The sequence below is a fragment of the uncultured Clostridium sp. genome, from assembly GCF_963527835.1.
GTDB lineage: Bacteria > Bacillota > Clostridia > Clostridiales > Clostridiaceae > Clostridium.
This window is the reverse complement of record NZ_CAURTC010000016.1, coordinates 35,758-60,776: the sequence shown is the minus strand read 5'-3', so window position 1 is coordinate 60,776 and position 25,019 is coordinate 35,758. Positions and strand designations below refer to the sequence as shown.

Genomic DNA, 25,019 nt, shown 5'->3' with positions numbered 1-25,019 from the left:
ATTAGGCACATTCAAAAATAATAGACAGGCATACTAGTCTATTATTTTTGAATGTGCCTTATCTTACTTTATAAATCTTCATTATTGTCGCTAATAGTTTATCTATATCATCTAAAGTATTAAAATATCCTGGGCTAACTCTAACTGTCCCCGCATATTCTGTATCAATTATGTCATGTATTAGTGGTGCACAATGATACCCTGTTCGTACAGCTATTCCCTCTTCATTCAATTGTTCACCAACAATTGAAGCATCAATCCCCTCTACATTGAAGGAAATCACTGAACTTCTTTGTCTTACAGAATTACTTCCATAAATTTTTATATAAGATAGCTTTTTCAATTCCTCCAATAAGCACAATATTAATTTTTCTTCATATTTTTGTATAGTTCTTACTCCAACTTTCTTAATAAATTTTATCCCTTCGCATAACCCTGCAATACCTGGGATATTTAATGTTCCACTTTCAAATTGATCTGGCATAAAATCTGGTTGAACCATAAAATGAGAGTTACTTCCTGTTCCACCTTCCCTAAAATTCTTTAGTTTTATACCATTTCGTATAAATAATCCCCCTGTTCCTTGTGGTCCTAATAATCCTTTATGTCCTGAAAATGTTAATAAGTCAATATTATCACGCTCCACATCAATAGGAATAACTCCAGCACTTTGAGATGCATCTACCATAAATATAATTCCTTTTGACTTTGAAAGATTTCCGATATTTTTAATATCCTGAATACTCCCTAGTACATTAGAAGCATGATTGATAATAATCATCTTGGTGCTTTCCTTAATTTCTTCCTTAATATCCTTGATATTAACATATCCTGCTTTATCTACACTTACCAAAGTGACTTCAACTCCATCTTCACTTAATGAATGAAGTGGCCTTAAAACAGAATTATGTTCAATCACTGTACTAATAACATGATCTCCCTTTTTTAAAACGCCTTTAATACCTATATTCAAGGCTTCTGTTGCATTACATGTGAAAATCAAGTTAAATGGGCTAGGAATATTAAATAATTGACATATTTCTTCTCTTGTTTCCATTATTTTTAGAGCTGCCTTTATAGATATCTCATAAGAGCCTCTTCCTGGATTAGCAGCATAATTTCTCATACAATTTAGTACTTCTTCATAAACTTCTGATGGTTTTGGAAAAGATGTCGCTGCATTATCTAAATAAATCATATAAAACTCCTTATTAAATTTATACGTTGTGCTAGCTAATTTTTGCAAAAAAACTCCAACAAAATTCAATAATCCAAATTATAATTAAATTAAGTAAAAATCAATAATAAGGAGGATAATTAAACTGCTAGAGTTCACTTATTATACTACTGAAAAATTTAATAATTCAAAGGATTATTTTACAGTTTTCTTTGTATTAACTGATAATTTGTATGATGTAATTTCATTACCTAATATTTCTTATAAACAATGTTTAATAAAATTATCTTATCACTAATGTATTTATAATTATTTAAAATACATTTTTAACAACTAACACAACGCGTAAATGTAAAATTTATATTTGCACGAAATTTAGGTAATTAAAACCTGTTATATGGTTAATCTTTGCTAATCATCATCTCCATCATTATTATCACAATCTATGAATAATGGATCTAAGTTTTGATCTGGATAGAACTTAGGAATTGGAGCTTTTTCAAATCTTTCGCATGGATCTTCCTCAGGTTCTTCTTCACATGGTTCTTCTGGAATTGGACAATAATCATAAGCAGGAATTAGAAGTTGTACAATAAGTTCACATTTCACAACGATGTAGTAACCCAAAGTGATATCTAAAACATCTTTACAGTTTTTATCTTGTAGTAACTCACCATTTAAGGCATCAGCAACCATTTCAAGTTTTATTATATTAGAATCTAAATCTTCGGCATTGTGAACAGGCACAAAACTAGCAGAAATTTGAGCTATAGAATCAGGGCAGTAGAACTTTCCAATTATATCTGTTCTATTAATTTCAAACAATTCACTTTTGTTTGCACCATTACAATCAATATAATCTGCATAGAAAGAAATCATGTAAGAAACAATTATTTTTTTGAAACCACGTTTTCCTTTAAGCGGAATCTTATCAATGGAGATCAACGTTATATTAAAGTCTCTACTCCTAATGTACCTCTTAGGATCTATTAATGGATTGCTTCTTAATTCGCAATCTGTTGTATTTGTGTCAGGGCCTTCACCATATACAAGACATCTTTTTATTAAGCATTGATCAAAGATTTTAGGTACTTCAATACAAACTAATTCTGAAGGATCTGGCAAACGTCCTTGTTTATTTACAAGACCAGGACGTGGTGAAAATTTTTTTAAATTAATGGACATAAATTTTCCTCCTCTTGAAAGATTATAATAAATATAAATTTATTTAGTATTTATATTACATCATATGTCCAAACATAAAAGTGGTTACATTAAAAAATTAGATATAAATATTTTTTTCTAAATTTTCTAGTATTTTTACATTTCAGTAATTTCTACATTCTTTGTTTATATTGTATTCATTGCTATGCTTTTCAATAAATGTGACAATAGCTTTAATTCTTGAGTATACCTTTTGCATTAACCACATGGGATACATACTTCCTTAACTAAATATTATTTTCTTAGTTCGACTTACTGTATCCACTAATTTATACTAACATCAATATTAAAAATAATGCTAAAAATATAAACAAATTAAGAGATGCTTATAATTCTTATAAACTTATTATAATGAAGTTATCTAAATCTATTTATTACATTAACTTTTTCATAATTATATCCTTAATAACTCCAATAGTTCATCTCTACTTAACTTGTTAATTAGTCCCTCTTCTTTCAATTCACCTGTTATTACATCTTCTATTAAGACTTTTTTATCTTCTTGAAGCAATAATATCTTTTCCTCTATGCTTTCTTTTGTTATTAATTTAATTACTTGAACTACATTTTTTTGTCCAATTCTATGAGCTCTATCTGTCGCTTGATCTTCTATTGCTGGATTCCACCATGGATCAAAATGTATTACCCTGTCCGCTGAAGTTAAATTTAATCCAGTCCCTCCAGCTTTTAAAGAAATCAAAAATATTTTTATATCTTCATTATTATTAAATTCATGAGTAAGTCTAATTCTTTCTTTTGAAGGCGTACTTCCATCTAAATATAAATAAGAAATTTGTTCACCTTTAAGTTCATCACAAACTTTATGTAGTACAGATGTAAATTGAGAAAAAAGAAGTATTTTGTGATTATTCTTTATGGATTTTTTTATTAATTCTTTTGCCACATTGATTTTTCCACTTCCGCCATCATAATCCTCCACAATTATGGATGGATCTAGACAAAGCTGTCTAAGTCTTGTTAAATAAGCAAATATGGCGATTTTATTATTTTTACTATCAATTTGTTTTAACTTATCCTGTATATCTTTAACATAAGTTTTATATATTTTCTTTTGATTCTTTGTCATCTCTACAAAAAATCTATCTTCTATCTTATTAGGCAATTCTTTTATAACATCTTTTTTCAATCTTCTTAATATATATGGATTTATCATTATTCTTAATTCTTGTTTTGATTTTTCATCATTATTTGTAAATTTCTTCGAAAATTCATCTTTACTAAAAAGATATCCTGGCATTATAAAATCAAATAAAGACCATAAATCAATTAAATTATTTTCAACTGGTGTTCCTGTTAATGCAAATCTAATATTAGCCTTTATACCCTTAACTATTTCTGTTACTTTTGCTTTTGGATTATTTATATTTTGTGCTTCATCTATTATTAAGTAATCAAACTCTATATTTTCATATTTTAAATAATCATTTCTTAAAGTTCCATAAGTTGTAATTATTAAATCATATTTTTCAATATTATCTAATACTTTGTTTCTAGCTTTTAAATCTCCATGTATAATTCCTACTTTTAAACTAGGTGCAAACTTTTTAAACTCTTCATCCCAATTATATATTAATGATGTTGGAGTTATAACAAATGCTTTCTTATTTGGTTCTGAAAGTAAAAATGAAATTATTTGAATAGTCTTACCGAGTCCCATTTCATCAGCAAGTATTCCTCCAAAACCTAGTTTGCTTAAATTTTTAAGCCATCTATATCCTTTAACTTGATATTCTCTTAAAGTAGCATTAAGATTACTTGGAATAAATATTTTCTCATCATCCAAATTCTCTAACTTATTTAAAGCTTCTTTAAATATCTCTACTCCGTTAACATTATATTTTTTATTATTTAACTTTTCATTTAAATAATATAATTTATTATTATCAACTATATAAGAATTGTTTTCACTCATTATATCTAAGTTTAAGCCTTCTACAATTCTAAAAAAGTTTATCATATCCTCATCTTCTAAATTAACAAAACTCTCATCATTTAACTTAATATAACTTTTCTTCTCTTTCCATCCTACATATAGTTCATTCAAATCACTATTACTAAAATCACTTAATGAAAACATGAAATTAGTATGCTCTTCATTATTGTTTTTTAAATTATAATGAAGAAATGAACCATCAAACAAAGTAAATGTTTTTTCTTCTTTTAAATCACTTACTTCTCCAATTTTTTCAATTTTGTTTATTCCACTTTTTAAAAACTCATAATATTCATCATCATTTCCTTGAAATATAAAATCACCATCACTATAAAAAAATCTTAATTTATTCATTTCACTTTCAATACTTCTAACTTTTCTAGATCTTCTAATTATAGAGTTAGAAGTTATCTTATCATGTGTATAATCTAATTCTAAATTTTCTCTAATTATTTTAACTTTAATAATTCTATTATTATTTCTATTTATTAATTTTAATTTAAAACTTATTAATTTATCCAAATCATCAATAATATCTTGTTCAATATTTATATCATCAGAAATATCATTTAACACTTCTATTATTTTATTTATATCTTTTGTAGAAGTATCTTTAGAGAAAATAATGTTCCCATATTCCTTTAAATCTTCATAAAATTTAATATAACTCTGCAAGTGCTTTATAGGAGATATGTATATATTTCTATTATATAAAAAAGCATTCATTTTTTTATTTAATGGTATAGGAAATACTTTTTTTGTTTTCAATACATAATCTTCTTTTAATTTTTTAAAAGTAAAGCTAATTGGTAAATCAGTGGTTTTTATATCACACAAGTAGTTTTGATAATTGTATTTAAACTTTATTTTCTTTTTATGTATAAAGCTTAAGAATCTTCTTATATTTTGAGGAAATATTTTTATATTCTCAGTATTAAGCTCTAATTTGCAAATACTTAAATATTCTTCTAGAAATTCTATTAATTCTTCATCGTCTTCATTAAAGTAATATTTCTTACTACTATATATAAATCCTTTTGCTATATAAAAATTTTCTTTTTTTATATAGTTAGAAATAAATTCTTTTATATTAACTAAATACTTTGTTTTACTTCCTATGAAAAAATTTGCTTCAAAATAATCTCCGTTTTTATCTTTTACTTCATTTAATACTACATCTATCTCTAAAAGTTCTTTATTACTTTTTTCGTCTAATATATATTTAATATTTTCTTTTTTAACATTTTCTATATTATTCTTATTAGTTTGTTTTTTAACCTGATCAAAAAACATTAATATTATAGCCACTAAATGTTCACAAATTACTATACCATCTAAATCTTCATCATATTTTTCTTTATGACATTCACATTTAGCTAAAGTAACTTTTCCATTTTTTAAATCCAATCTTAAATGTGGATTATATTCCTTAAATTTATCATCTTTTATTTTTCCATATATGTTATATAAACTTTCAATCTTTTTTCCATTAAGTCTAACCAATTTCTTATCAATTATAATATTCTTTCCTCTTGTTAAACTTATTTTAGATATATTTTTTAATAACTGTGATTCCAAATCTAACAACTTCAAATTATCACCACCTTAAACTATCCTAAATAAGCCCAAATAATCCAATATTGGTTTACTTAAGCAAATTATAAATATTAAAAGGAGCTTAGAGACCGGCGAAGGACACTCTAAGCTCCATAATTAGCACTTTCGTACCAACTGCTCATTCAGAATAACATAATTATTATTTAATAGCAAGATATTTTTTATTTAAACTGTGTTTTAAATTAACACATCCCGCCATTTCCACCTCCTCCACCGCCCCCACAGGCATTCATATTATTGTTATTTGTATTTTTATTATTGGCATTTTTTCTTGCATAATTAGATGCGAATTCCATTACTTTAGCTTGAAGTTTATTTAAGCTATCTAAGTATTCTATGTTGTTAGGTTCTATTTCTGTTGATTTTTTTAAATATGCTAGGGCTGTATCAAACCATCCTTTTTGCACAGCTACAAAGCCTTGCAAATAGTTCCATTCTGCTGAAGTTTTATCATCTGCAACATTAAGTTTAGCCTCTGCTTCTAAAAAATTATTTTTTTCTATTAAAGACCTAACTTCCTTGTATAAGTTCCCATTAACAAGTACATCATAAGCTATGTTCACATCTTTTAATATAGATTGATTATATTCATTTTTATCATTTTCATTGTAACTTTCTACTACTTGTTGGTATCGTTCTTTAATATCATCTTTACTGGCACCTTCATTCAAACCTAATACTTTGTACGGATCCAAATTAATAACACTCCTCTAAAATTTCTTTATTCCTTACTATTAAATATATTGTTGATATTTAATATTATTACATCCCTTATTTTTATTTATGATTTAGTTATTAATAATATAATAACTTCATTAATACATATACATAGCTTTTATATTAGGATATACACTTAGTAGAGTGCTAATTATATTTAAAACATAATCTTATATTAAAAAGTATTTTTTTAATATAACTGCTCGTATAGCTTCATATTTTACATATGGTGGCAGTTGTTTTTTTATTGCACTTATTTTTTCATATCCAATTTTTTTGCAAACATCATCAATTAAATTTTTTTCTTCTTCATTATAAAATTCTTCTAAATTCAAATCAAAATTACTTTCTCCAAATTCCTTTATATAATCTGTCACATACCCTAAAATAGTTGATATTGAAACTTCTATTTCATCACATATTTCGTTTAATTTTTTTCCATCCTTTAACATATCAATTGCAATTTCATTATCTTCTCTATTTTCGCCATCAATAATTACTTTTCTTTTTTTCCTATCTACCCATTTTATTTCTATACTATTCTGTGCAATATAATCATTAACTGCTGAAATCAACTTTTCTCCATATAATGAAATTTTCTTTGGACCAATTCCACTTATATCTTTTAATTCGTCTATATTAATAGGATATCTTCCACTTATCTCTTTAAGTGAATTTTTAGAAATTATCATTTTAGGAATTGTGTTTTCCTTCTTAGCAAATTCATGTCTAATTTCATCTAATTTATTAAATAGTTCTTCATTTGTATTAATATCTAAATGAATACTTTCCATTTTAACTTCTTCTTTTTCCTTTATTTTATTTGATATTTCAATGTTATTTTCTTTTACGAATTTCTTTATTTCATTTTCAAATATTTCACCATATTTTTTATACTTTATTTCTCCAACACCTGATATATTTAACATTTGTTCTTTACTAATTGGATATTTTACTGTCATTTCTTTTAATGTAGCATCTCCAAATATAACATATGGTGGTACCCCATTTTCTATAGAAATTTCTTTTCTTATTTCCTTAAGTATTGAATATAATTCATTATCCTCTCTAACTTTCTTTTCAATTTTAAATTCTTTAAATACAACTTTTTCTTCTGACTTTAATACACTCATTGATCTTTGATTCAATCCTAAAACAGGATATGTTCCATTAACAACTGATATATATCTATGTGATATTAACGTATTAATAAAATTTTTAAGTTCATCATTTGAATAATCTTTCATTATTCCATAAGTTGATAATTCATTAAAGTTAAATTGTATAACTTTTTTATTCTTAGATCCCCTAAGAACATCAACTAACATACCAGAACCAAATTTATTTTTCATTCTATATATACATGAAAGAACCTTTTGAGCATCTATAGTTTTGTCTACTAATTCTCCTTCATTTAAACAATTACTACAGTTGTTACAATTATGATCATAAACTTCTCCAAAATAGTCTAGTATATATTTCCTATAACATTCATTGCTGTATACAAAATCAGTCATTTCATTAAGTTTTTTATATTGATTATTTTTTCTCTCAATATTTTCAATAGATTGTTCTATTAAATACTTTTGTATCTGAACATCTTGAGGTGAAAATAATAAGATACATTCACTTTTTTCTCCATCTCTTCCTGCTCTTCCTATTTCCTGATAATAGCCTTCTATATTTTTAGGCATATTATAATGTACTACAAATCTTATATTTGGCTTATCTATCCCCATTCCAAAAGCATTAGTTGCTACCATAACATTACTTCTGTCATATATAAAATCTTCTTGATTTTGCTTTCTATCATTTTCTGATAATCCTGCATGATATTTAGTAATTGAGAACCCATTATGGCTTAATTCTTCATGTATTTTGTCAACTTCTTTTCTAGTTGCTGCATAAATTACTCCTGAAGATTCCTTATTATTATTTATATAATTATGCAAATATGATTTTTTATCTCCAGATTTTATTACATTTATAAGTAAATTTTCTCTATCAAATCCTGTAATAAAAATTTTAGGTTTATTTAAGTTAAGAAGTCTTATAATATCTTCTCTTACCTCTTCTGATGCTGTCGCTGTAAATGCTGTAATTATAGGCCTCTTCTTAAGTAACTTAATAAAACCTGACACCTTTGTATAGCTTGTTCTAAAATCATGTCCCCATTGAGAAATACAATGTGCTTCATCTATAGCAATTTGAGATACACTACATTCTGAAATAACATCTAAAAAATTAAGTGACTCTAATCTTTCTGGAGCCACATATAATATTTTGCATTGTCCATTTCTAATATTATCTATAACTCTATTTTCTTCAGCACTACTTATTGAACTATTAATAAATTCTCCATTTATGCCCATATCTTTTAATGCATCTACTTGATCCTTCATTAAAGAAATAAGAGGTGAAATAACTATTGTAAGTCCTTCAAATATAAGTGCTGGAACTTGATAACAAATTGATTTACCACCACCAGTTGGCATTATGGCTAATACATCATTTCCATCTATAATATTTGAAATTATATTTTCTTGCCCTTTTCTAAAGGATTTATATCCATAATACTTTTCTAAAAGTTCTAATTCTTTGCTTTTCATTTAAATAAATCTCCTTAAAAATACTACTTTCTTATTTTGCCATGTTTTATTAGAGTATTGATATATTTAAAACACAACCTATTATTTTGATTATTATCCTAAGTTCATTATATTTAATCATTTTATTAATCTTAACCCTTATATTAAATTTAACTTACCAATATTAATTATAACCTTTTATATTATATATTAATATGCATTATCAGATTATAAAATCTATTAACATATAAATACTAATAATTTAGTAAAACCCTATAAGGAATCAACTAAAAATGCTTTTTGGTTGATTCCTCTACTTATTTTTATTATTGCCTTATATCATAAAACCAAGACCCTAAGGTTTGTTTAAGTTCTAGGCATTTTTCCATTGTTAACATTTGAGTTTCTATCCATACACCCTTAGAATCTCCTAATGCATAACATCTAACGCCTAGCATATAGCTTAATACATAATTTAAATCTACACCTTTAAAACTTCCATCTCCATTATATCCATTAGGCAAATATTGCGTTACTACATATGCTTTATCCACGCTATTTACTAGTATTCCATCATAAAAAGTATCTAAATCTACATTTCCATTTATCCCATTAACATTTCCTGTTTCTGAATATTGATGACCTACATATGAGTCTCCCCATACATTATTAGAAATAGGAGCTTGAACTCCATAGTCAGCTACCCAAAGTGGATATTTTGCTAATCTACTGTCTAAATTATCATTTATGAAATATGGAGATGAATAAATACATAGTGGTAAATTACTTAAAGATTCAAATTTTTTTATAAATCTTAATGCAAAACCCATAACATCAAATCCATTTTTTTCTATATCCAAACATGGTTTCAAGTCATTTGTTTTTTCTTTTATATTATCATAAAAATTTTGAGCTTGGGATTCTGGAGCACTTGTTCCAACTAAAAAATGATAAAATCCAGTTTTTAGTCCTTCAGAATTTGCACTATTATAATATTGATTTAACATTGGGTCCTTATAAGTTGTTCCTTCTGTTGCCTTTATATAAACTAAATTAATTCCACTTGACTTTACTGAAGTGAAATTTATTATTCCGTTATAATTACTAATATCTATCCCTTTCACAACTTAATTTCTCCTTATTATACTACTTTCTGCTCATTCGTTTAAAATCCATTTATATTAATTACATTTTTCTATATTGCTTAATTGCGCTATTCCTTCTTTAGAAACATAGACATATATTTTTACAAGTTCAACTTTTAATTTTAAAATATTATCTATAGAAGCACATATAAACATATAATTAGTTCCATCTGCAACTTGGCTACAAACTGTTATTGGTGTAAATGTTCTATCTACATTTTCTTTAAGCGCAGTTTTAAGCACTTCTCTATCCTGCTTTCTTACATACCTATGAACATTCCATTCATTTAAACAATTCTCCATCTTCACACCTCCGTAAATGTTATCTTTTATTAAAATAAATATTCTATTTTTACACACAATTATTCCTTTTTATTGTATTGTTTAAATAGCTGATTAGTATATACTGTAACCCCTGTAACTAAAATTCCCTGTATAGCTCCGTTTATATTGAATCCTAATAAAAACATTGCTCCAATCATCAACAATCAATAAAATAAATGGAATAAATTTATCTGGCTTTCGTAAACCTCGTTTTATTAGATTCTATTAATTTTTCATTTAATTATTTTTGTAATCTAAAATTTAGTTCTCTAATATAATATGAATTGATATTATATTTGTACACACTAAAAAGCTGAATCAAAAAATTATAATTAATTTTGATTCAGCCAATAATATATAGTGCTTATAAAGAATAATTTAGTCGTCACTACATACACAGAAACTATGTTGTAATTCTATATACTCATCCCAACTTAGATTTTTTAAATATTTATCATAATGAACTTCATTACAAAAATAACCTACCTTATTTTCTAAGAGTTCATTATTTAATCCTTTTTTACAATAAAAACACTGCTTTTCCATATTATCACTTCCACTTATAACATTAATTTAAACATAATAATTATATGTTTAATTGTTCATTATATTTTAAACAATTATGCCCTATTATATACGTATAATATAAAAATAAGTCTATGTTTTAAATATGTGCCAATCTATGCATAAGTAAAGTTTACTAAAGTAATTTTATATATCAACACTCTGATAAAATATTGCTAAGATAAAAGCCATTAATTTAAATCTCTCAATCTTTCAATTGAAGAAAAATAAATTAATGACTTTATTGTAGAATCATCTTAAACACTTTGTAATTAAGAATTTTCTAAATGTAATGTATATATCTATATTCTAACTTAAACAAAAGTTTTAGATTTAAGAATTTAAAAACTCTCTTTCCAAATTACTTTATTTTATATAAAAATATATTGTTAATTAATTTGAGAATGTTTGAGTTCCCATATATTTATTGTTATCTTTATCATAAATAACACCTATACCAACTTTATTGTAAGAAGGATTCATCATGTTTTCTCTATGACCTTGTGAATTCCACCATTGATTAAATAATTCTACTGGATCATATGTATTATATGCTATATTTTCACCAGTTGTATTATATTTATATCCTATAGTTTGTAACCAATTTACCCATTTAGTTCCATCTGGGTTTGTATGATCAAAGTAATTATATTGAATCATATGGTTACTTTTATATCTAGCAACTTGTAATAAAGTATTATCCATAGTTAATGGTTTTAAACCAGCTTGTACTCTTTTTTCATTCATTAATTGAAGAATTTTATTTTCAGCACTACTTTGTACGCTTATAGAATACTTTTCTGGTAATTTACTTAATCCATTAACATCTACAGAATCTCCACTTGTAGGTGGTAAATTTTCTTCTGTATCTTCTGGTTGCCCTGGCTTAGATGTATTATTATTATCTTCTGGAACTTCTGGAATTATTGTATTATCTGATCCATTGTTGTCTCCTGGGGCTTCTGGAACTGTTGTATCATCTGATCCATTGTTGTCTCCTGGGGCTTCTGGAACTACAGTATCATCTGATCCATTGTTGTCTCCTGGGACTTCTGGAACTACAGTATCATCTGATCCATTATTATCTCCTGGGACTTCTGGAACTACAGTATCATTTGATTCATTGTTATCTCCTGGTTTATTAGGTTGTGTTGGACATGTGACCCATCCAAATTGTAAATTACATCCTGGATTATTGTTTGTTGTTTTATTTCCTATTTGTATTTGTCCATCTGAACCTAAACAGAACCAAGTACCGTAAACTTTGCTCCAACATTGTGTTGTAGCGCAGTTATTATTAGTATTATTTTTTCCTGCTGCGGATACCCCTAATGGACTTAGGCTAGTAATTGTTGCTATCGCTACAACCCCTCCTAGTATTCTTCTTAAAAAAGCTTTCTTCATTAGTTTCTCTCCCTCGCTATTTTTTGGACATGTGTGTAAATTTTAATATAATCCTTTTTAATTAACTCTTTTTCATATATTCAAATTTATTGCAACATCCTTGTGTTCAATACTAACATACCCATGACATTTTTCAACTAACCGAGATACGCTTCTGAATGATTTACCTCCTTTTTATTATAAAATACTCCAAAAAAACTGGAGAATGCTCCTTCTTTTTACCCCTAAGTATATATTATACTAAATTTTATGAAAAAATATTTGAAATATTTGTATTTTTATATACAATAAAATGGCTATATTACTTATATCATTATAGTAATATAGCCATCGTATTTTTATATATTTTATTTTTTATATGCTAATTTTTTATTCTTGAGATGCTAACTTTTTATAATTATTATATCTTTCAATAGCATCCTCTTCTGTCTTTTTAAATAATTCTTCTGATAATTCTGGAAATACTTTTGCAAGTGAAGAATATCTAACTTCTCCCATTAAGAATTCTCTAAAGTTTTCTTTTGGTTCTTTTGAATCTAATGAAAATGGATTCTTAACTCCTTTTAATGTAGGATTATATCTATAAAGACTCCAATATCCACATTCAACTGCTTTCTTTTCTTCCTCTTGAGAATTTGACATTCCGATTTTTATTCCATGACTTATACAAGGTGCATAAGCAATTACTAATGACGGTCCATCATATGCCTCTGCTTCTGCTATTGCTTTAAGTGTTTGATTTTTATCTGCACCCATAGATATTTGTGCAACATACACATAACCATAAGTCATAGCAATCATGCCTAAATCTTTTTTCTTAGCTCTCTTTCCTGATGCTGCAAATTTAGCTATTGCAGCTGCTGGTGTAGATTTAGAAGATTGACCTCCTGTATTTGAGTATATTTCTGTATCAAATACTAATATATTTATATTTTCTCCTGATGCAATAACATGATCAAGTCCTCCAAATCCTATATCATAAGCCCAACCATCGCCACCAAATATCCATTGAGATCTCTTAACTAAGAATTCCTTATCCTTTAATATAACTTTTGCATACTCATTATTTTCTTTTTCAAGTACTTCTATAACTTTATTAGACCTATCTCTACTTCCTTCACCACAATCTTTATGTTCTAACCAATCTTTTAATACGTCTTTTGTATTCTGTGGCATATCAGATTTCAAAGCAAGTTCAATATTATTAGCTATTCTTTCTCTTATAGCTTTAACGCCTAAATACATACCATATCCAAACTCAGCATTATCTTCAAATAATGAATTTGCCCATGCTGGACCATGTCCTTGTTGATTTTTTGTATAAGCTGTAGCAGGTGCTCCTGCAGCCCAAATTGATGAACAGCCTGTAGCATTTGCTATCATCATTCTGTCTCCAAATAGTTGAGTTACAAGTTTAGCATATGCGGTTTCTCCGCAGCCTGCACAAGCACCATTATATTCAAGAAGTGGTATTTCAAATTGGCTTCCTTTTACAGTATTTTTATTCATAGGATTTTTATTTATTACTTTTTCAACTGTATAATTCCAAGCTTCTATTTGTTCATGTTGAGAATCTTGAGGTTTCATAACTAATGCTTTTCCTGGTGCTGGACAGACTTCAGCACAATTCCCACATCCTGTACAATCAAGTGGTGTTATTCCTATTGAATAATATAATGTTTCATCACTTTTTAAAGCTTTTGGAGCAATAAGTTTTACGGATTCTGGTGCTTTTGATTTTTCTTCCTCATTTAATAAAAAAGGTCTTATTGTAGCATGTGGACACACATATGAGCATTGATTACATTGTATACATCTTTCTGGTAGCCATTCCGGAACATTCACTGCAATCCCTCTTTTTTCATAAGCAGTAGTTCCAGCCATAAATGTACCGTCCTCAAGATTATGTTTAACAAAAGTAGATACAGGTAAAGAATCTCCTTCTAATCTGTTCATAGGATTTACTATTTCTCTTATAAATGCAGGTAAGTCTTTATTACATTCTTTTTTATCATCAACTGCATTTTTCCATCCAAATGGTATTTCTATTCTTACCACACCTTCAACTCCAGCTTCAATAGCATCATGGTTCATTCTAACTACTTTTTCACCTTTTTTACCATATGCAGTTACAACAGCTTCCTTTAAATATTTAACGGCATCTTCAACAGGTATAATATTAGTTATCTTGAAAAATGCTGCTTGCATTATCATATTTATTCTTCCACCAAGACCAATCTCTTGAGCTATTTTAATTGCATTTATTGTATAAAATTCTATATCATTTTCTGCTATAAATCTTTTCATACTTGCTGGTAACTTTTCTTCTAATTCTTCCTTATCCCATATTGTATTTAATAAAAATCCAGCATTTTTCTTTAATCCTTTTAATACATTATATTTATAAACATATGATTGATTATGACATGCAATAAAATCTGCCTTATCTATTAAATATCTTGATTTAATAAATTCTTTTCCAAACCTTAAGTGAGAGACCGTAATACCACCAGATTTTTTAGAATCATAATCAAAGTATCCTTGAGCATACATATCAGTATGATCTCCTATGATCTTTATAGCACTTTTATTTGCACCTACAGTACCATCCGATCCTAATCCCCAGAACTTGCAAGAAGTAGTTCCTTCTGGTATTGCATCTATGCCTTCATGTGGTTTTAATGATGTATTTGTTAAATCATCAGTTATTCCTATTGTAAATTCATTTTTAGGTTCATCACTAAGTAAATTATCAAAAACAGCTGCAATATGTGCAGGTGTAGGATCTTTTGATCCTAATCCAAATCTTCCTCCAACAATAATAGGAGCATCTTTTTTACCATATAAACTTCTGACAACATCTAAATATAATGGTTCTCCTGGTGATCCTGGTTCTTTTGTTTTATCTAAAACAGCAATTTTCTTAACACTTTTCGGTATTGCCTTTAAGAATCTATCTACTGAAAATGGTCTATATAATCTTATTTTTATTAAACCTACTTTTTGCTTATTATTATTTAAGTAATCAACGGTTTCTTCTATTACGTCATTAACGGCTCCCATTGATATTATTATTCTATCAGCATCTTTTGCTCCATAATAATCAAAGCAGTGATATTCTCTACCTGTGAGCTTAGTTATTTCACTCATATATTCTTCTACTATAGATGGAATATCAGCATAAGCTTTATTTACTGCTTCTCTTGTTTGGAAATATATATCTGGATTTTGAGCTGTACCTCTAGTTACTGGATGATTAGGATTTAATGCATTCTTTCTAAATTCATCAATTGCATTATAATCTACTAATTTAGCTAATTCATCTTGTTCAATAACTTCAATTTTTTGAATTTCATGAGATGTTCTAAAGCCATCAAAAAAATTCATAAATGGTATTTTTCCTTTTATAGCGGCTAAATGTGCAACTCCTGATAAATCCATAACTTCTTGTACAGAGGTTTCTGCAAGCATAGCAAAACCTGTTTGTCTCGCTGCCATAACATCTTGATGATCTCCAAAGATACTTAATGAAGATGTAGCAAGTGCTCTAGCAGAAACGTGCATAACACAAGGTAATTTTTCTCCAGCTATTTTATACATGTTAGGTATCATAAGTAGTAATCCTTGTGATGCTGTATAGGTTGTTGTTAGTGCACCTGATTGAAGTGAACCATGCATAGCACCTGCAGCACCTGCTTCTGATTGCATTTCAACTATTTTCACTGGCTGACCAAATATGTTTTTTCTTCCTTGAGATGCCCATTCATCAACATGTTCTGCCATTGGTGATGAAGGTGTTATTGGGTAAATAGCTGCTACTTCTGTAAATCCATAAGATATATGTGCTGCAGCAGTATTTCCATCCATCGTTTTAGTTCTTCTCATCGTATCTACCTCTTTTGCTTAATTTTTAGCTATGTTTTAGCTGAATATTAATATATGTATAAGTAAAACTTATGCATTATCAACACATATTTAAAACAGGCCTAAATATAAAAATACATTTTCTTAAAACTTTAACTTTAACCTCTATATTCCTTAATAGTATTTGAAAAAATTTAAGTATTATGTACATTTTTCAACTTATAAAAAAATCTTAAGATAAACTATCTATATATTGATATTAAAGTTTTCAATATATAAAGATATCTGATTATCTTTTATTCTTTAGGATTCATTTCTTAATCTTTAAATACGATTATAATTTGAGTTATTCAAAAGTTCTTTAAGAATATATTTTTCTAAAAAAATAAGGCATTTCAAATAGCAAATAACTATTTGAAATACCTTTATACTATTTTTTACAGTTTTTATATATGCAATAAGTTTAATTACTCTGTCTAATTTGATTATGCATATATAAACATATTACTAAGATATAGCTAAAACTCTCACTACATTTTCAGTGCATCTTTCTAAATTTTCTTTTCCTAAAGCTAAAGCTTCATCTATATCAGTAACACTTGTTAATATGCCAAATATAGCATCTATTCCTTCAGGATATAAATTTTCTACACCTTTTCCTATTCTTCCTGCAAAAGCTATTGTTTTAACATTTTCTTTTTTAGCTACTTTAGCTACTCCAATAGGTGTCTTACCAAATATTGTTTGAGAATCAATACTTCCTTCTCCTGTAAATAAGAAGTGTGCACCTTTTACTTTTTCACTCAAATTTGTATGTTTTATAACTAAATCAATTCCTCTTTTTAGTTTTCCATCTAAGAATGCTAATAATGCTGCACCAAGTCCACCTGCTGCTCCTGCACCTTCAGTATATGCAATATCTTTTCCTAGACATCTTTTTATCACTTCTGCATAATGTGATAAATTATCATCTAACTCTTTAACCATTTCTACTGTTGCACCTTTTTGTGGTCCAAAAATAGCTGAAGCTCCCTTTTCTCCTATTAATGGATTAGTAACATCGCAAGCAACTTCAATTGTAATATCTTTTAATCTACAATCTAAATTTGATAAATCTATATTTTCAAGATTATTTAAAGCACCACCACCAAAAGCAATTTCATTTCCATTACCATCTAGAAGTTTTCCACCTAATGCTTGAATCATTCCAGCTCCACCATCATTAGTAGCACTTCCGCCAATTCCTATAATGATATGCTTAATTCCTTTATCTAAAGCTGCTTTTATAAGCTCACCTGTACCATAAGTAGTTGTCATAAGAGGATTACGTTCTTCTCTTTTTATTAATTGGATACCACTAGCAGTTGCCATTTCTATTACTGCTGTAGTTTTGTTTCCAAGTACTCCAAAGCAAGCATTAACTTTTTCACCTAATGGACCCAATACTTCTACTTCATATATTTCTCCATTTGTTGACTCAACTAATGCTTCAACTGTTCCTTCTCCTCCATCTGCCATAGGAACCTTTATACATTCTGCATTTGGTATAATTTTTTTTATAGATCTTTCCATAGCCTCGCATGCTTCTTTAGAAGTCATACTTTCTTTAAATGAATCAGGTGCTAATACAAATTTCATTTTTAATTCCTCCATAAATTATGTTAGATTCTGTACTTAATAATATATACTTAAAGTATATATACTTAAAGTATTATTCCAAATATTATAGTTGACACCACTGTCATTGTAAATCCAATTATAGCTTCATATGGAATAAGCTTTAATCTTTCATTCATATCCATATTTATGCTTCCACCTGTTGAATGAAAAAAACTTCCGTGAGGTAAACTATCTAAAACAGTTGCGCCAGTATGCATCATAGCTGCTGTTGCTAAAGCTGATATTCCTAACTCTAAAGCTGTTGTCCCAAATACAGAACTAGCTACTGCTGATCCTGAAGTTGTAGATGCTGTTGCTGCTGCCATAAGTATTCCTGATACTGGCGCTAATGCAAAACTTGGTAAACCTAAAGTGTTTATTCCTTGAATTATTACATCTTTTAAACCTGAATTAGAAATTATTCCAGCTAAAGTTCCTGTTCCTATTAAAAGTATAGCAACCCCACTCATTTTTTCAATTCCAAATATAGCATATTCATTTATGTTCTTAGTTTTTCCCATTGCTAAAGCTCCACATATTCCTCCAACTGGAAGTGCTATTAGTGGGTCTATATTTATTCCAGCTATCGGTCTTAACATAAGTAATAATATAGTTACTAAAGGTCCAACTATTGCTGGTAAAAAATTAGGTTTTTCTTCTGATTCTTGTATTAATTCGTCTTCTTTTATGAAACTTCCTTTATTCTTTAATTTTTTAGCTATTATGCATGTAATAATAATTCCAAATATAGCTGGTATTACTCCTGCCATCATAACACTAGTTAATGATACTCCTAAATTATCTGATACAGCTATTGTATTAGGATTAGGAGACATTATATTACCCGCCTTACCTCCACCTATCATAGCTAATAAAATTGATGTTTTACTTAAGTTCGCTCTTTTTGCAATAGCTAAAGCTATTGGTGCTACTGTTATAACTGCTACGTCTATGAATACACCAACCATAGTTAATACCATAGTTGCTATTGTTAAAGAAATAAGTGCTTTTGATTCTCCCATTTTTTCTACAATAGATTCTGCAATTTTAGCCGCTGCGCCTGATTTTATTAATACTCCTGCTAATACCCCTGCAGTAAGTATTCTTAATATAGCTGGCATCATATTTTTAGCACCTGCCATCATTAAATTTACAGTGCCTGTTAAACCAGCCCCTCCTACAAGTCCACCTACTAATGCTCCAATTATTAGTCCATATGCAGGATGTACTTTTTTTATAATTAATATAATTGCAATAATTAATGCTATTACTGCTCCCAAAGCCGTAACTGTAACTTCCACCTTTATTCCCTCTTTCTCTAATGTAAATGTTTATAATCTCTATTTAATATTTTATAACATGTAATTTTTTTATCCATTGTATTGTAAACGAATTTATATTCACTATTATTATGCAAATGCACAAAAATAATACTTCACAAACTAAAATAGGATATAAATTAAACTTTAAGAGTTTAATTTATATCCTACATATGCTGTTATTAGCTGAAATAAATCTAAATAATTATTAAACTTCAATCCAGTAACTTCTTCTATTTTTTCCAACCTATAGTTAAGTGTATTTCTATGTATATGTATTTCTTTAGCTGTTTTAGCTCTTTCACCATTGTTTTTCATATAAATCAAGAATGTTTCTAATAGTTCTTTTCCCATTGCTTCTTTCAATATATTATCTATAATTTCTTTTTCATATTTTCCATTTATAAGTAAACTCATTTTATGAAGGAATTTAATTTCATCATAAACATAAATATTCTTATCTTTATATAATTTATTTCCAATATTAAGAGCATTTACTCCATCAATTAATGAGTTTATTATGGCATTATGAATTCTTCCGATTCCAATTTTTATTGATAATTCATGTATTTTATCATAGAATTTTATTATTTTATTATTAATTAGTCTTTCACTTTTTAATAACAAAGCTATTTTATTTGAAGATATATTTATATTGTATTCATTTTCTTTTAAATTCTTATCTATAAATTTATTAACTTCCTTTAATTCAGATTTATCATATTCAACTACTATAACAAATCTTTTTATTCTAATATCTATTTCTAACGACATTCCTCTTTGAATAAATTCCTCAGTATATTCTTCATTAATATTTAGCCATTCATAAATAAATTCTTCAGTTAACTTTTGCTTTATTATATGTTGATTTAAAGTATATTCCTGAGCTATTAATAATTCAGCTGTTATGCTAACTATTTTTCCAAATGGACTGACTATTTTAGGTGCTCCGGTTATACCTATCACGCCCATAACTTTATTTCTAAAAAGTATAGGTATATTAACACCTGCTTTTGCGTATTCATAATCTTTAAAAATCTCAACTGTTTTTTTATTTTTTAAAGCTTCTAAGGCACCTTCATGCAAACTTCCTATTCTAGATGAGTCTCCACTTCCAATAATTACTCCATCTTCATCCATTATATTAACATTATAAGGAATAACTTCCATAACCTTATTCACTATACTCTGTGCTAATTCTTTACTTAACATAAACATCCTCCAAACTAAGGTCCTTGAAATATACGCTTTTATAATTTACAGCTTATTATATATATAAATTTAACTTCCATCAAACAATAAATTAATTATCTCATTATATATAATTACTCTAATAATAGCAATTAATTATTACATGAAAAAGTATTTGTGTTTTTAATTTGAAATATTAATTCATAGTTTATCTAATTATATTAATAACATACAATAAACAATTATCTAATATATTACACACTCTATTTTATAAACCATTAAATTGTACTTTATTATATGTACTTATCTTTATCATTAAAAATATTTTAAAGTAATAAAAAATACAGGTAATATACAAATACCTGTATCTTAAAAAATCAATTACTTTTGTAAATCAAACATTGATGGATCTATATTAGCTAATAATTTTACCATTTCATTGCCATCAGTTATTTTCCATTCCTCATCTACTTTTTCTAAATGTATATCTTGTGTTCTTTCTGTTAAAGCCACATTATCTAAACATTCACTTAAGATATTATCAAACATTTTTTTATTTTCTTCATCTGAAGCATTATTTCCTGAAAATGCTACTGAAATAGCTTTTTGGAAAAACTCGCCTATAACTGCTGCTAAATCTGGAGCAGTTGCTGTTACATTTACAACAGCAGAATCTCCATCTATGTTTTCAGAGTTTATTTTATAGGTTAACTTCTTCATAGAATTAATCATTTTCTTCTCTGACTCATCAAGATTAGCTTTATCCTCTGCCGCTTTTCCATCTTCTTTTTCTAAATTTTCATTTAATAACTTAGAGAAGTTTACATTTTCACCTTTTTTAACTTCTTCCAAATAATTTTTTACCATATTAGATGGTGTTTGCTTTTCAGCACAACCACATACCCCAGATAATAGTATAAATACTAGGGTCATAGAAAGTACTTTTTTAAATTTTTTCATTATTATTTCCCCCTTAAATAACTTTATCAATATTATATTAAAATCATAATATAATATGATATTCTTTACTTTATTACCAATTTATTATATCACGCAAAATATTGATATATAACAAAAATATACAATATAATCCACTATAATCCTATATTTTTATAAAATTAAGAAGCTATAAAAATATTTTAATTTTTATAGCTTCTTAATTATTTTTTTCTTTTAACTTATATAATTATTGGCAAGTAGCTTTTAGGGATCAACTACTAAGAACCCTCTATTTTATAATAATTTATAAAATAGCTCTAATTATTTTATCACTTTATTCACCTTTTCTTGAATTACTGCATAAAAAAAAGGTTATAAGAAAATCTTATAACCTTTTAAATCATAAATTATCTTCTATTATTTTGTGCTTTCTTAGCTCTTCTACAAGCTGCACATCTTACAGGTTCGTTATCGAATCCTTTTTCTTTGTAGAATTCTTGTTCTCCTACTGAGAATACAAATTCTTCTCCACAATCTTTACATACTAATATCTTATCTTCCATGCTAAATTCCTCCTTAATTTTAAAGACTAATATTGATTTATATAATTCTCTAAAAGGAGAAATCTACATATCTATAATAAATCTTTTTAATAATACATTTATCTTAACAGATTTCTAATTGAATTGCAAGCTTTATTTTAAATTTATTTTTCTACACATCAGTTCAGTCTTTATTAATTTTTTTAACCACTATAAGACAACTTCTTTTGAGCAATAAATTATTTTAGTACTTTATTGTAAATATACTTTTAAAAATTTTTTATTAAATCCCTTTATTGGTACATATTTTATACTTTAGCATAATCTTTGTTCAAATATATTATCTAAATTAATTTTTTTAACACGATCATTTATTTCATCAATATTAGTTGTATATAAACCTAACTCTTGCATTCTCTTAAAATATCCTGCTCCTGCAAAAGTATATCTATTCTTTCTACCTTCTCTTGTATTAGCTTTTTCATTTGCAAAGCTTATAATATCACCAACTGCAATAGAAGAAGGTAATATTAGAAGTGGCATACCCATAATAAGTCTTACAGCATTATGTCCTGCTAAAGTACCAGTACATATAGCTTCTGTATGTCCTACAAAAAGACCGCTCTTTTCTCCAGCACAGAATAAATTATCTACTCCAACAACTTTTAAGTCATTAGTTCTAGGTGCTACTGATAAATATCTAATTGAATTTCCCTTACTACCTGCATATGGATCAACATATTTAGCATATTCTAATCCTTTAATTTTTCTTAATTTTTCTAGTGGATAGTAGGTTGTCATAAGTTTTGCATGGCCAGTATCAAGAAGAACTACATTCTCTGCAAATTCTTTTAACGCATATTGTTGACAAACTTTAGTGCTAAGCTTTCCATAATTAACGTCTTCTTTAGGAATTTGTAATACTACAACACCATCTTTGTCTAATTTATTTTTAATATCTTCAGATAAACTTTCTTTTGCTAATTTACAAGAGCCTGAAAATGCACCAAGCACATCATCATCTCTTTCTCCTTGAATATCAGAAACTCCGCATCTTTCACTAATGCTAATTCTAGGTCCAAATGCTGGACATCTTAAAATGCACATTGAGCAACCATTTCCATAACGCAAACAATTTCCCATAGGTCCTGTGGTTCCAGTTGTCTCTATAAATACATCACCTTCAATATAAGTTCCATCACTTAAATAAACACCATGAATTCTATTTCTATCAAAGTTAACATCGTTAACTCTACTTTCTATTAATATTTCTATTCCTAATGAAGTTAAATATTTTCTTACTTCTCCTTCTATAAGATTTACATTATATAAAGTAGCGTGCTTATGGCCTGGAAAATCTATATTTCTATGAGTTGATACCCTATCTGTAATTTTTATTAAATCTCCGCCACCTAAAGCAATAAGTTCTTCAGATGCAGTATATCTTCCATTATTTCTCATTATTCCACCAACATTACCTAAGCCGAGTAGAAGATCTGTTTTCTCTATTACAACAACATCAGCTCCTGCTTTTTTACTACTAATTGCTGCTGCGCATCCAGCCCAACCTCCTCCAATAATAACAACCTTCATATAAATCTTCTCCCTTCAAATATATTTCTTGGATCAGCTTGTTCCTTACAAAATCTTCTTACTCTATGACCAGAGAATCTCGCTGTACATGCTCCACAAATTCCTTCACCACAACACATTTTGAAATTATTACAACAAGATAATAAAACATCTTTTCTATCTAATTTATCTAAATATTCAATAACCTCGTAGGTGAAAATATCAGCTCCAGCAATATGAATATATTTAACGCCCTCTTTTAAGGCTTCTTTTATGATAACCTTACAATGATCAGAAAGTTTTCCTTTATCAAGTAATTCATTCTCACTTGCCTCTACAGAATATTTTAATAATAATTCATTAGAAAAATCATCTGTAAATGGTGTTTTATCTATAACAACTTTCACCTCATTATCTTGAGAAAGTAATTTTCTTATAACTGGCATCATTGGAGCTACACCTATACCTCTTGCTAGTACTAATGATTTACCTCCTTTTTGAGAATTTATATTTTTAATACCAAAGACTCCATTCCAATAAGGCCCTCTAATAATTATGTTTTCTTCTGCTTTCAAATTTAAAATGCTTTTAGTTTTTATTCCTCTAACTTCTATTAATATTGTTATAATGTTTGTTTCTATATCAGATTCCATAATGGAAATAGGTACATCAAAATATTTATTTTCATTTTGACTTACAAATATATAACTTCCTGGTTTAACTAAATCTAATGCTAATTTATGTGGCGCTTCAAATTTAATCATTACAACTTCATCATTAAAATTGGTTATATCTTTAATTAGACAGCTGTAACTTTTTCGTCCCTCTTTTGCCTTATTACCATTATTAAATAATTCTTGATATATACAAACTCCCTTCCAATTTAAACAATCACAAAAACATTCCCCTTGTAGCTGAGAACATATTAAACATTCACCAGTTTCTGCTAACTTGCAAGGGCAATATTCAGTACCAGCATCTATGCAATCTCTTGGTTCTTTTATCATCGTCTCTCCTTTAGCTAAAATTACTCCTCTTAATAATTTATAATTTTAACTTTAATTTGACACAAATAAATTGTGACAAAATTTTTATAGTACATTTATGATAAATTTTATTTTTTAGTTTTTAAAATATAAAGAATAGGTATATTGCTTTGTTTAAAGTTATTAAAAGATTAATTGTACAATGAAGAAAATTGTTGTTAGTTGATAGTTAA

The 25,019-nt window shown here is 27.4% G+C and carries 18 protein-coding genes; all 18 read right to left on the bottom strand.

The features are described from left to right. Positions 1–58 precede the first annotated feature (58 nt). On the bottom strand, positions 59–1,198 hold the full coding sequence (locus RYM86_RS09590; protein WP_315079973.1) for an aminotransferase class V-fold PLP-dependent enzyme: 1,140 nt from the start codon (positions 1,196–1,198) through the stop codon (positions 59–61). A 390-nt stretch (positions 1,199–1,588) separates the two neighbouring features. Beyond that, positions 1,589–2,362, bottom strand: coding sequence for a hypothetical protein (locus tag RYM86_RS09585; protein ID WP_315079972.1), 774 nt, complete (start codon positions 2,360–2,362; stop codon positions 1,589–1,591). Positions 2,363–2,795: 433 nt separating this feature from the next. Continuing rightward, on the bottom strand, positions 2,796–5,948 hold the full coding sequence (locus RYM86_RS09580; RefSeq protein WP_315079970.1) for a DEAD/DEAH box helicase: 3,153 nt from the start codon (positions 5,946–5,948) through the stop codon (positions 2,796–2,798). A gap of 206 nt (positions 5,949–6,154) precedes the next feature. Further along, positions 6,155–6,667, bottom strand: coding sequence for a DnaJ domain-containing protein (locus tag RYM86_RS09575; protein ID WP_315079969.1), 513 nt, complete (start codon positions 6,665–6,667; stop codon positions 6,155–6,157). A 192-nt stretch (positions 6,668–6,859) separates the two neighbouring features. Continuing rightward, entirely contained in the window at positions 6,860–9,298 is a 2,439-nt protein-coding gene (recQ, locus tag RYM86_RS09570; RefSeq protein ID WP_315079966.1) for a DNA helicase RecQ, read from the bottom strand. A gap of 305 nt (positions 9,299–9,603) precedes the next feature. Next, on the bottom strand, positions 9,604–10,401 hold the full coding sequence (locus RYM86_RS09565; RefSeq protein ID WP_315079963.1) for a GH25 family lysozyme: 798 nt from the start codon (positions 10,399–10,401) through the stop codon (positions 9,604–9,606). 57 nt (positions 10,402–10,458) lie between these two features. Further along, a complete protein-coding gene (locus tag RYM86_RS09560; protein ID WP_315079961.1) occupies positions 10,459–10,725 on the bottom strand; it encodes a hypothetical protein in 267 nt (88 codons plus the stop codon). 59 nt (positions 10,726–10,784) lie between these two features. Continuing rightward, complete coding sequence (locus tag RYM86_RS09555) at positions 10,785–10,892, bottom strand: phage holin family protein (protein ID WP_399547566.1); 108 nt, start codon at positions 10,890–10,892, stop codon at positions 10,785–10,787. Positions 10,893–11,124: 232 nt separating this feature from the next. After that, the gene (locus RYM86_RS09550) at positions 11,125–11,292 is read right to left on the bottom strand and encodes a hypothetical protein (RefSeq protein WP_315079960.1); all 168 of its coding nucleotides are present in this window, start codon (positions 11,290–11,292) and stop codon (positions 11,125–11,127) included. A 411-nt stretch (positions 11,293–11,703) separates the two neighbouring features. Beyond that, positions 11,704–12,714 carry a CAP domain-containing protein gene (locus tag RYM86_RS09545; RefSeq protein ID WP_315079958.1) on the bottom strand — a complete coding sequence of 337 codons (1,011 nt, stop codon included), beginning with the start codon at positions 12,712–12,714 and terminating at the stop codon, positions 11,704–11,706. A gap of 369 nt (positions 12,715–13,083) precedes the next feature. Continuing rightward, complete coding sequence (gene nifJ, locus RYM86_RS09540; RefSeq protein ID WP_315079957.1) at positions 13,084–16,599, bottom strand: pyruvate:ferredoxin (flavodoxin) oxidoreductase; 3,516 nt, start codon at positions 16,597–16,599, stop codon at positions 13,084–13,086. A 486-nt stretch (positions 16,600–17,085) separates the two neighbouring features. Continuing rightward, a complete protein-coding gene (locus tag RYM86_RS09535) occupies positions 17,086–18,216 on the bottom strand; it encodes a glycerate kinase (RefSeq protein ID WP_315079955.1) in 1,131 nt (376 codons plus the stop codon). A gap of 65 nt (positions 18,217–18,281) precedes the next feature. Beyond that, on the bottom strand, positions 18,282–19,538 hold the full coding sequence (locus RYM86_RS09530; RefSeq protein ID WP_315079953.1) for an SLC13 family permease: 1,257 nt from the start codon (positions 19,536–19,538) through the stop codon (positions 18,282–18,284). 165 nt (positions 19,539–19,703) lie between these two features. Continuing rightward, complete coding sequence (locus RYM86_RS09525; RefSeq protein ID WP_315079950.1) at positions 19,704–20,768, bottom strand: sugar diacid recognition domain-containing protein; 1,065 nt, start codon at positions 20,766–20,768, stop codon at positions 19,704–19,706. A 360-nt stretch (positions 20,769–21,128) separates the two neighbouring features. Further along, on the bottom strand, positions 21,129–21,707 hold the full coding sequence (locus tag RYM86_RS09520) for a DUF4878 domain-containing protein (RefSeq protein WP_315079949.1): 579 nt from the start codon (positions 21,705–21,707) through the stop codon (positions 21,129–21,131). A gap of 386 nt (positions 21,708–22,093) precedes the next feature. Further along, entirely contained in the window at positions 22,094–22,249 is a 156-nt protein-coding gene (locus RYM86_RS09515; protein ID WP_003372027.1) for a zinc-ribbon domain-containing protein, read from the bottom strand. Positions 22,250–22,543: 294 nt separating this feature from the next. Continuing rightward, on the bottom strand, positions 22,544–23,821 hold the full coding sequence (locus RYM86_RS09510) for an FAD-dependent oxidoreductase (RefSeq protein ID WP_315079945.1): 1,278 nt from the start codon (positions 23,819–23,821) through the stop codon (positions 22,544–22,546). Continuing rightward, on the bottom strand, positions 23,818–24,807 hold the full coding sequence (locus tag RYM86_RS09505; RefSeq protein WP_315079943.1) for a sulfide/dihydroorotate dehydrogenase-like FAD/NAD-binding protein: 990 nt from the start codon (positions 24,805–24,807) through the stop codon (positions 23,818–23,820). The genes RYM86_RS09510 and RYM86_RS09505 overlap by 4 nt, the downstream gene beginning before the upstream one ends. Positions 24,808–25,019 lie beyond the last annotated feature (212 nt).